This is a genomic window from Deltaproteobacteria bacterium CG11_big_fil_rev_8_21_14_0_20_49_13 (genome assembly GCA_002796305.1).
Taxonomy (GTDB): domain Bacteria; phylum UBA10199; class UBA10199.
This window is the reverse complement of the sequence record PCWZ01000025.1, coordinates 1-9,959: the sequence shown is the minus strand read 5'-3', so window position 1 is coordinate 9,959 and position 9,959 is coordinate 1. Positions and strand designations below refer to the sequence as shown.

Here is a 9,959-nt window from a genome sequence, read left to right as displayed (position 1 = left end):
TTAGTAATACCTTTGTTAAAAACTATAAGTATTTCTAACTTCTTATTCGCACTGGCATACGAATAAGAAGTTGAAATACTATAGAGATCCGAGAAGAGGAGATGAGATGAGCCTCTCGATACATTACGCGATAACCTGCAAGGATTGATCCGTTTAAATATGCGTTGATTCATTCAGATAAGGCATTGTGAAATTGAAGGTGGTTCCTTTGCCGTGCTCGCTCTCGGCCCAAACTCGGCCGCCGTGAAGCTCCACGAACTCTTTGGCAAGGGCAAGACCTAAGCCTGTCCCTTCGTAACTGCGAGTGGCGCTTGAATCGACCTGTGAAAATACGTCGAAGATAGTTTCCAAATGTTCCGGTTTTATCCCTATTCCGTTGTCCGAAATGACTATGTGGTAATCGTTCTCTTTGAACTCGGCGCTAATAGAAATGTTCCCGCCGTCGGGGGTGAACTTTATGGCGTTCGAAAGAAGATTAAGGACTATCTGCTGAACGCGTTTTTCGTCGGCAACGATGGGCGGCATATCTTTGCCCACATTAAAGATCAAATTGTGACGTTTTCGCTGAATGAGCGACGCTATCGTGTGCCCCACCCTTTCAAGAAGTTCTTTGAGGTCAAAGCGAGAAAGGTTGAGCTTCATCTTGCCCGACTCCACCTTTGCAAGGTCTAAAAGGTTATTTATCATGTCGAGAAGGTTGGAACCGTTGTTAAGGACCTCCCTCACGGAATCTTTCTGCTCCTCGTTTAGCTCGCCCATGACCCCTTCGAGCAGAAGCTCCGAGAACCCGATGATGGCGGTGAGAGGAGTGCGAAGCTCGTGGCTCATGGTGGCCAAAAACTCCGACTTCACCCGATTGGCCTCGATGAGCGCAACGTTCTTCTTGCGGAGCTCGGCTATGAGCTGGGCCGTTTGAATGGCCATGGCGGCCTGGTTGGCAAAAGATTCCAGCGTCTGCACCATTCTTTCGCCGATAAAATAAAGAGTTGTAAAACCGAAGAGAGCGCCTATCACATTCCCATCGGCCACAAGCGGAATGGCCACCACCTTTTTAATCCCAAGTTCTCTTTGAAGCCCGTCCAGACGTTCTTTTGGAATAGCCGGCATTATGCCGACCACAAGCTCAGATATCTCCCGCCTGAATATTATCTGGTTCTGCCGGAGGGAGCGAAACGCCGTATTATCCATTGAATCGAGCGGGAGCGAAACATTATCGAACGAGATGCCCAGCGCATCTTCCGCTCTTTTGACCATCGGATTATCCTTTGGAGGATAGCATTTAAGGGTCTTTGTATCTTTGTCGATGAGTATTAGAAGCGTGAGCCCAAAATCGAGACCCTGCATAACGCCCTGAAGAACCTCTTTGATGACCAGTTCGAGCGAGACCATTGAGCGGATAGCGTTACTCATCTGGTGGAGCGCGGTGAGTTCCTTGTTGCGGGCCTCGAGCATTCTTTCGCGAAGCTGGGTGAAGTAGTTAGCAATTTTAGTGGTGTAGATCGCGAGCGTCAGAAAGAGCGCGAGCATCAGCGTATGAAAATATGGCGACCTGACCGCGGGAGAGACCATGCCATCCATGGCAACGAGCAGAGGCGGAATGTAATCCTGATAGCAAAGGATGCTGAATGCGGAGTAGATGATAATCGATATCACGGCAACGGTTATCGCCACGATGTGGTTGTAAAGCATGCCGGCAACGACCGCATAGAATATATAGACCGTGAAATATGTGCTTTCGGGGCCGCCCGTGAGATATATTATGGAAGTTATTGCAACGGTGTCGGCCACGACCTCCAAAAAGAGCGAAGGGACGACAAAACGTTCGCGGTAGATGTTATAGTAGCAAAAGGTGGTGACAAAAAAACAGGAGCTTATGATTATTGCCACGTGGCGGGTCTCTTCCATCCAGTCCTTCATGAAAAGGACGTAGAGGAACCAAAAGAGTATAAAGGTGGTCAGGCGAAGCTTTGCCGTAAAAATGTGCCGACCGCGATATTCCGGGAGCGTGATCTCTTTTAATGACTTAATGGGCATGAATAAGCCAGCAAGGCAAGCAAAGCAGGCAAGGCAAGCAAGGTTTTACTTTGCTGGCATTGCTGGCCTTTAACTTTGCTGGCGGCTCGATTTAACCCTTTGATATCATAAATAGACGTTAAGTGTCAATTATAACCCCTTGACTACTTTAAAGTTTATGGCTATAAGCGCCGTTCTACTAATGAAGAGGCGTAACTTGTAACCTGTAACTTGTAACTTGTTTTTAACAAGTAACCATTTACGGGTCCCGATTTACGATTTTTAATGGCAAGAATTACAGTTGAAGATTGTCTGGCAAGGGTCGAGAACAGGTTCGCGCTTGTATATGCGACCTCAAAAAGGACAAAGGCGCTTATGAACGGGGCCGCCCCGCTCTATAAGTGCAACAACAAGGATATCGTTACCGCGCTCCGAGAGATAGCGGCCGGAAGGGTCAGGGTCGTGAAGGAAGAAAAGGCCCCGAGAGTGAAGAAGCACTAAGCTTCGTCCGCCAGAAACCCCAGACGGATGATTTTTTGTTGCACAAGAGATCGCCGGAGTGACGGAATGGCAGACGTAGCAGACTCAAAATCTGCCAAGGGTCACCCCTTGTGTGGGTTCGACTCCCACCTCCGGCACAACGTTCCCGCGAGCGAACGTCTGGTTCATCCAGCGTGAGCGAGAGGGGCTTGGGGGGGAACGGCGAATCTTAGAGCCGGTCGTTCCCCCCATCATAATGCCGACGTAGCTCAGTGGTAGAGCAGCGCATTCGTAATGCGCGGGTCGGAGGTTCAACCCCTCTCGTCGGCTCACGTCCTTTAAAAATTGTCCGCGCAAATAATCTTATAATGTGAGCGAGCGTCTGGTTCATCCAGCGCGAGCGAAAGGGGTTTGGGGGGAAACGGCGAGTCTGACGAAGCCGGTCGTTCCCCCCATTTTAATAAACCAGCGCATTCGTAATGCGCGGGTCGGAGGTTCAACCCCTCTCGTCGGCTCATTTAAGCGGGGCCCTGCAAAACGATGACTGATGCTATTCGCACCATCTAAATTTCGGCATCGTTTTGCAATGGCCCCGTACCCCGCGCACCAAAATGGCAAAACCATATTTGGCGCTTTATTTTGCCAGCCTCGGTTTTTTAGTGAAAAAACTATTAAATTTCTGTGGCTTTTTCGTACAGGGATGGAAGTTTATTGTTGCGAAATCTAAATTTTGTTCCGTGGTTGTGTCCAGTACGAGCGTCAAAATCGATCAAAATGTCTCCCGACTCAATTGTTCTAATGAATTTTTCTTTTGAAAATCCGGATAACATCATTATCTTTTGATATTCAAAAAGCTCTCGTCCTTCATACTTTTGAACCGCAGCCTCTATAAAAAAACAGTTATGCAATTTAGTTCCAGCTTTATGAAAAAGGTCATCAAAACCCCAATATGGTTGAGGACTCAACTCGCCCAAACCAACTCTGGATTTAACCTTGCTAAGCCACTTGGAGTGTCTAGGATCAACGCTTTTGTAAGCAAAAGATATTAAAACTTTCTTATTTGTTCTATCGACAACAACAGTAAAACCACGATCGCTACGTTTAAGACAAGATATCGTTTGCCTAAAACTCTGTTCATTTTTAGGATACTTTCTGCCCGCCTCCTTGTGTGGCCATCCATATCTCGGAAGCAGTATAACTGGGACAAATTTCAAAGCTGTGGAAGACGGCTCCACATGAAACAGTGTTACTAAAGATTGTGTATTTATTCTTTGGCATTTAAGCTCCCATTCGGAAGCATTGGGAAGCGGTAAATTGTTCTCCTCAATGCCAAGCAAGTCCTCCATGGTATTTCCAACACCACCACAATTCCCGTGCCTTGTATTCTCTACCCAGCCCATTTTTTTAATGTCCCGTAAACGCCGTATGAGCTGATCTTTTGTATAAACCTTATTCATAGAGATTACGCGATTAAATTCATCTGCTTCAATTCGGGACCTCTCGTCCTAGCCCTGTAGTTCATGATATTTTGAGTGCTATTCTTCATATGACTTACGATTCTTTCTTGCGCCAACTTACAGTATCCGGGTGATACATCAATGCCAGCATAGTGACGATTGAAGTTAATTGCTGCTATGGCAGTGGTTCCAGATCCCATGAATGGATCAAGAATTATTTTTGCCTTAGTTGAAGAAATAACTCGCTCAATAAGTGTTACAGGGAAAGGTGCGGGGTGAATTGTGTTTATCCCTTGAGTAAATTCCCATACATCTCCAAAAGAATTCGATTTTGGTGCTAATCTAAATTTGGATTTAGCTATAAGATAAATTACTTCGTAGGTTGGTAAAAAATATCCGGGATTAAAATTAATCCCCCCTTTTCTTCTCCATATAATTATTTGACGCACGGGAAAACCTTGAATTATATCATGCCTGTCCTGGAGCAATCCAGCCTGAACCCGCCACTTATGATTATAAAAAATCGCACCATCATCTTTAACAAGCCTCATCATTTCCGAAAGACAACTTCTCTGCCATGCTACATATTCTTCGTGCGGCATGCAGTCATCATGATGTGAATAACCGTTTATAAGTGCAGCGTTCTGCCATTTTCCCCCTCGCCCATCCTTCATGCCATTTCCGGTAGAATTTTTAAGATTATATGGCGGCGAAGTGACTACTAAATCAATGCTTTTATCCGGCATTTTGCCCATCACTTCAATACAGTCACCGCATATTATTTTATCAGTGTAATCATCACGTGTTAACAAACTGCCCGAAGATGGAGATTTGGTTTTTACCTTTTGTGGAATGGACCGCCGTTTTTGCATCTATCTGCTCCCAACTGTTCTATAAAGAACAGCCCCATGATTGCAAATCACAAATTAAATTACAAGGTCAATCTGGTCGCACCCTTTAACTCTTCGCCAGTTCTACTATTCTTCTTGGATGAAGGGGATTTGCCTCGGCCTCGCCGCGACAGGCGAACCAGCATTTGGTGCAGTCTATCTGAGGGATGTTCGTCTTTGTATATTCGGAGTAGTGACAGTAGCGGGGCAGTTCCGAACATGGCTGTAAAAATCCGTCGGGGGTCACCTGAACCCATCTTTTTCCGGCCTTGCAGTCGGGAATGCCGCCGTTCATGACGAACTCGGGGATCTTATCCAGATAATAATCGGAGTTCTTAATATTCTTGTTCTTCCGTTTGAGCCTTTTCAGTTCTTTGACTATGGATGATACCTTTAAATATGTATCTTCCGTTATCTTGTGATCGTGGTTGTCGTTCTTTAAATGACAGTAGGTGCTGAACGCTATTCCCACGCCCCACTTTGCCGCGGCCTCGGCCAGGGGAATTATCTGGTCGAGGTTCGTATCCATTATCACCGTGTTGAAGGCAACGTTGTATCCTTTGACCGCAAGATCGGGGACCACTTTCGAAATTCTTTCGTAGAGCCCCGGCACCCCGCGCATCTCATCGTGGGTCTCACCCAAAAAATCGAGCGAAACCGAGAGCTGGTTGAGCCCCGCGTCGAAGAGCTCCGTCGCGCGCTTTTCGGTAAGAAGCGTGCCGTTCGTGACTATCGCCACATAGTGGGCATAGGGCCTCATCTTTCTCACTATCTCGTGCAGGTTCCTGCGAATGAGCGGTTCTCCGCCGGAAAGCGACAGTACGACCGGCCTGAACTGCTTCACTATATCGGTATAATCCTCCAGCTCGGGCGGGCCCTTCTCTTCCCAGTACTTGCAGAAATTGCATCTGGCGTTGCAGCGTTTTGTGACCTCGACATTCAGCCAGTTGGGACGGTGACGGATAAGACAGCGTAAATAATAAAGAATTCCTCTCCACGCAGGGGGCTTTTTGTATTTTTTCATTGCCTTTGGGGGGTAACATAACCTAATCTCCCGCGTCAATTATGAAATCACGTTTTGTTGTATACATCCCAACCGATACACGCGAGGCAACGGCGGTAAGCTTTGCGAAAGTTGCGGGCATTCCCCTCTTTTTGCGGCCCATCCTGGCCCTCAATCAGAAGGGTGAAAAGGCGTTTACGGTCATAGCGCCTTTGAGCCATCGCAGACATCTGCTAAAGCTGTGGGGAAAAACGGTAAAGAACAGAGACATTCATCTTAACCTGATCCTTACAAAGGATTCCCACAGGATCTCAGCGGAAGAGATAAAGGAAATCGAAGGATACTGCGAGCAGTCGACATATCTTATCAACGCCAACTATCTTTCCCCCGATATGCCGAAGATGCTCCTCTCTCACTCTAACGCAAAGATTGGGCTTAACGAGGTGAAGATGTTAAAACCCGCCACCATGCGCGGCGCGGTGCTTGGGTTCTCTTTGCAGAGTTTAGATGAAGCGGCCGTAAAGGCCGGCGGGTATCCTCTCACCATGCAGGAGTTCATCGATGAGATGATAGCCGGAAATAATCAGCACTTCATAAGCGAAGGCGGAGAATCGATAGTGGTGCAGCGCTTCGCAGATATAAAGATGGCCGAGAACATCCTCACGGAACATATCAGGGTAAACACGCAGACGTTCGTTGCGCGGGAGATAAACAAGAGGATATCGCTCCCCATAAGCCTCATGCTTTCAAGGATGCGCGTAGCGCCGAACTCGATAACTATCATAAACATATTCATAGGCTTAAGCGCGGGCATAGGAGCCGCCGGCCTCACCTATAAAGGCGTTCTTATAGGAGCCGTACTTTTCCAGATAGCCTCGATAGTGGACGGTTGCGACGGGGAGGTCGCAAAGCTGACGTTTCGGACATCCAAGTTCGGTCAATACATAGACTCCCTTTCCGACAATCTTTCGCTGGCGGCCTTCCTAACAGGCATGATGATACATCAGTACCGCGTGACCGGTTCTTATGTCTCCTTCGTCTTCGGCGGCCTGCTCATCGTCGGCGCCCTTTTGATCATTCTTTTAATGATAGATTATCTGAAGAAAAGGACCGATTCGGCCAGCTTTGTGACGTACGACAAGGAGTTCCTGCAGAAGCTTTCACCGCGTAACACCCCCAGGTTCGTGCTTTGCCTCATCAAATATTTCAAGATATTCTTCAAGAAGGACTTCTTTTCCCTCACGTTCCTTATCACCGCCGTTTTCGGCATACTTCACTGGTGGTTCTATTGCATTTCCATATGCGTCTGGGCCGGCGTCTTTGTGCTCGCCTACCTAAGGGAGAAACATTACAAATGAAAAAAGTGGCCATCTTCGACTTTGACGGCACGATAGTGGATTCGATGAACACGTTCGCCGACATCGCTTCGCACGTGCTCCACAAGAACTTTGGAACGCCCATGAAAGAGGCCCGCAGGCAATATTTCGCGACCTCCGGCCTCCCCTTCTTCGAGCAGATAGAGATACTTCATCCGAAGGACCCAAAGAACAAGAAGGCCGTGGATGAATACGAATCGACCAAGAAGACCAATTACCTTTTACACAAGAAATTCGACGATGTGGAGCCTGCGCTCGCCTCGCTTGCCCAGAAAGGCGTTAAGACCGTGGTCTCTTCGAACAATTTTCAGGAGCTCGTTGACGAGCTGGCGGCGAAACTGGGACTCAAGTTCGACATGGTGCTTGGATGGAGAGAGAACTTTGCAAAGGGGAACGCTCATTTTAATTTTGCGCGCGAGGCCTTTGAGTGCGACAGGAGTGAAATGGTCTTTGTCGGCGATTCGCTGAAAGATTTCGACCGCGCCAAGGACTTTGGGATAGTTTTCATCGGAAGGATCGGCGTGTTCACACATCACGACTTTGAAAGCTACAGCGCGGATATTCGCGTCATTAATTCGCTTAACGAATTAAAAGATATCATCTGATGAAGGCACTTATTCTAGCCGCAGGCAGAGGCGACAGGCTTGGAACGTTCACGCGTGACAGGCCCAAGGCGATGGTCCACGTGGTCGGGAAACCGCTCATCGACCATGTCCTTAATTTTTTAGACCAGCCCGAGATAGAAGAAATAGGGATAATCGGCGGCTATAAATACGAGGCTCTTCGCTTCCACATTGAAGAAAAAGCAAAATCCTTCAAAAAGAAGATAAAGATATTCTACAATCCCGATTTTCATGAAGGGAGCGTCCGCACGGTGATGGCGGCGCTCGATTTTTTAGATACCGATTTTGTCCTCTTGAACGCCGACCACATCTATCCCAAAAAGATGTTCCGCCCCTACCAAGCCCAGATGAAGGGAATAACCGTTGCCTGCGACTACGACAGAAAGCTTGTTCCGGACGACATGAAGGTCAAAAAGGACAAGAACGGTTTTCTTAAAAAGATACAAAAAACCCTGAAGGATTTCGACTGCGGCTATATCGGCTCCACCTTCGTGCCGAAGGAAAAGGCCGCCGCCTACCGCGAGGCCGCGGTGGCGACATACGAGGTCTACGGAAAGAACTCTAACGTCGAGGCGATAATCGGCCACATGGCGGCCAACGACCACAAGGTAGGGATAGCGGACCTTAGCCACATCGGCTGGCACGAGGTCGATTCCCCCGAGGACAGAAAGGTGGCCGAAGAGAAGATATGGCACTGGCGCACCATAGTCAAAAGATATGTCCGCTACATATTCGGCGGCATAGGCATCTTCATGTTCGGAGCACTGGTCCATAAGCTGGGGATACAGAACATCTTAAACCAGCTGAAACAGGTCGGCCTTTGGACCATCCCCATATTGTCGCTTTCGCTTATCTGGTATCTTGGATACACGATAGCATGGTATCAATTTCTGAAACCGTTCGGCGCCAAGATAAAGTTCTTCGAGCTCTTTAAGGCAAAGATCATCGGTGAAGCGGTCAACGCCATAACGCCCCTTAATTTTGTGGCCGGAGACCCCGCCCGCGCCTATATGTTAAGGCACAAGCTGCCTATGACCGGAGTTGCGGCGTCTGTAGTAGTAGATAGGACCCTTCATTCAATAAGCACCCTCATAGTGATACTTATAGGTGTGGCGTCGGCGCTTATCGAGCTCGACTTTCTCCCCAACAACATGAAATACGGGCTCCCCATTATCACCTCTGTCGCACTTATATTTGTAGGCTTCGTTTTTATCCATCAACACAAAGGGCTCTTTATTTTCCTTGCCGAGATAGCCCAGAGACTCCGCATCAAAAAGAACTTTTCCACAGGGACCCTGCAAAAGCTTGAGGAGGTCGACGGGCACATTCAGGAGTTCTATAAGCGAAATAAGAAGGGCTTCTTTATCGCCCTCTTCTGCCATATTTTCGGCCGATTCCTTGGAATAGTGGAAGTGTTCCTGATAGGTTATGCCGCCAACCGTGCTTTTTCGTTCCAAGTGGCCCTGCTTTTGGGTGCCGCCGCCCCCATCATTAACTTCACCTTCTCGTTCATTCCGGGCTCTTTAGGCGTCATTGAAAGCGCATTTAGCGGCATCTTATATTTCCTTAAATATCCGCCTTCTATCGGCATAACTATCCAGATAATAAAGCGCCTCCGTGGCTTTATATGGGTGGCCATGGGACTGGTTTTCCTGGGTGTTCACGACCGAAAGAAGATACTCCAGCAGAACCCGTGAACCAGCCCTAAATATTTAGATGGGATGAAAGCGGTCGGCCCCTTATTTACGGAGCCAGCGAGTAGTGATACCCTCTGCTCCAAGAAATAAAACGGGTCAACAATAAGGTTGCCCCCAAAATAAAGGAGGCCGACCGTGAAGAGCATAAGCCGAAACCCACAAGACGCCTCTGAAAAGATTGAACCCACAAGACGAAGAGCATAAGCCGAAAAGATTGAACCCAAACCCACAAGACGGACTCATTTGAAACCCACAAGACGAACCCACAAGACGAAGACGGAACCCACAAGACGGACTCATTTGGAGGAGATTGGGTGGTTTTGGATAAGTGATGTGGAGAGGGTGCGGTTCTACGCCGGCAGTTATTTCTAACTCGCTCTTTTCTGATCATTTGTTGATTATAACGCGCCGAGATGCAGG

The 9,959-nt window shown here is 47.9% G+C and carries 8 protein-coding genes and 2 tRNA genes; 6 read left to right on the top strand and 4 right to left on the bottom strand.

Annotation, left to right across the window (positions count from 1 at the left end; genetic code table 11):
* Window positions 1–153 precede the first annotated feature (153 nt).
* Window positions 154–2,034 (bottom strand): hypothetical protein, encoded by a 1,881-nt coding sequence (locus COV46_02115; GenBank protein ID PIR17925.1) that lies wholly within the window; start codon window positions 2,032–2,034, stop codon window positions 154–156.
* Window positions 2,035–2,298: 264 nt separating this feature from the next.
* Between COV46_02115 and COV46_02110 the strand changes: the two genes are divergently transcribed.
* The 3 genes from COV46_02110 to COV46_02100 all read left to right on the top strand — a co-directional run bounded on the left by COV46_02110 (window position 2,299) and on the right by COV46_02100 (window position 2,823).
* Complete coding sequence (locus COV46_02110; protein PIR17924.1) at window positions 2,299–2,514, top strand: DNA-directed RNA polymerase subunit omega; 216 nt, start codon at window positions 2,299–2,301, stop codon at window positions 2,512–2,514.
* A 52-nt stretch (window positions 2,515–2,566) separates the two neighbouring features.
* A tRNA-Leu gene (locus COV46_02105) sits at window positions 2,567–2,654 on the top strand.
* A 97-nt stretch (window positions 2,655–2,751) separates the two neighbouring features.
* Window positions 2,752–2,823, top strand: a tRNA-Thr gene (locus COV46_02100).
* 341 nt (window positions 2,824–3,164) lie between these two features.
* Here the strand turns inward: COV46_02100 and COV46_02095 are convergent.
* The 3 genes from COV46_02095 to COV46_02085 all read right to left on the bottom strand — a co-directional run bounded on the left by COV46_02095 (window position 3,165) and on the right by COV46_02085 (window position 5,864).
* Window positions 3,165–3,950 carry a nciI gene (locus COV46_02095; protein ID PIR17923.1) on the bottom strand — a complete coding sequence of 262 codons (786 nt, stop codon included), beginning with the start codon at window positions 3,948–3,950 and terminating at the stop codon, window positions 3,165–3,167.
* Window positions 3,951–3,955: 5 nt separating this feature from the next.
* Window positions 3,956–4,822 (bottom strand): site-specific DNA-methyltransferase, encoded by an 867-nt coding sequence (locus COV46_02090; protein PIR17922.1) that lies wholly within the window; start codon window positions 4,820–4,822, stop codon window positions 3,956–3,958.
* An 85-nt stretch (window positions 4,823–4,907) separates the two neighbouring features.
* Window positions 4,908–5,864, bottom strand: coding sequence for a hypothetical protein (locus COV46_02085; protein PIR17921.1), 957 nt, complete (start codon window positions 5,862–5,864; stop codon window positions 4,908–4,910).
* 41 nt (window positions 5,865–5,905) lie between these two features.
* Here COV46_02085 and COV46_02080 point away from each other — a divergent pair, with 41 nt between their 5' ends.
* From COV46_02080 to COV46_02070, 3 genes are read left to right on the top strand one after another with little or no spacing between them, the layout of a single operon-like run.
* Complete coding sequence (locus COV46_02080; GenBank protein PIR17920.1) at window positions 5,906–7,201, top strand: hypothetical protein; 1,296 nt, start codon at window positions 5,906–5,908, stop codon at window positions 7,199–7,201.
* Window positions 7,144–7,824 (top strand): hypothetical protein, encoded by a 681-nt coding sequence (locus COV46_02075; protein ID PIR17919.1) that lies wholly within the window; start codon window positions 7,144–7,146, stop codon window positions 7,822–7,824. Before COV46_02080 ends, COV46_02075 begins: the two co-directional genes overlap by 58 nt.
* Complete coding sequence (locus COV46_02070) at window positions 7,824–9,539, top strand: hypothetical protein (protein ID PIR17918.1); 1,716 nt, start codon at window positions 7,824–7,826, stop codon at window positions 9,537–9,539. Before COV46_02075 ends, COV46_02070 begins: the two co-directional genes overlap by 1 nt.
* Window positions 9,540–9,959: the final 420 nt, after the last annotated feature.

What these genes read in the sequence shown, in the direction of transcription:
- COV46_02115 (PIR17925.1), bottom strand. Translation starts at nt 2,034, where the DNA reads ATGCCCATTAAGTCATTAAAAGAGATCACGCTCCCGGAATATCGCGGT.
- COV46_02110 (PIR17924.1), top strand. Translation starts at nt 2,299, where the DNA reads ATGGCAAGAATTACAGTTGAAGATTGTCTGGCAAGGGTCGAGAACAGG.
- COV46_02095 (PIR17923.1), bottom strand. Translation starts at nt 3,950, where the DNA reads ATGAATAAGGTTTATACAAAAGATCAGCTCATACGGCGTTTACGGGAC.
- COV46_02090 (PIR17922.1), bottom strand. Translation starts at nt 4,822, where the DNA reads ATGCAAAAACGGCGGTCCATTCCACAAAAGGTAAAAACCAAATCTCCA.
- COV46_02085 (PIR17921.1), bottom strand. Translation starts at nt 5,864, where the DNA reads ATGAAAAAATACAAAAAGCCCCCTGCGTGGAGAGGAATTCTTTATTAT.
- COV46_02080 (PIR17920.1), top strand. Translation starts at nt 5,906, where the DNA reads ATGAAATCACGTTTTGTTGTATACATCCCAACCGATACACGCGAGGCA.
- COV46_02075 (PIR17919.1), top strand. Translation starts at nt 7,144, where the DNA reads ATGCGTCTGGGCCGGCGTCTTTGTGCTCGCCTACCTAAGGGAGAAACA.
- COV46_02070 (PIR17918.1), top strand. Translation starts at nt 7,824, where the DNA reads ATGAAGGCACTTATTCTAGCCGCAGGCAGAGGCGACAGGCTTGGAACG.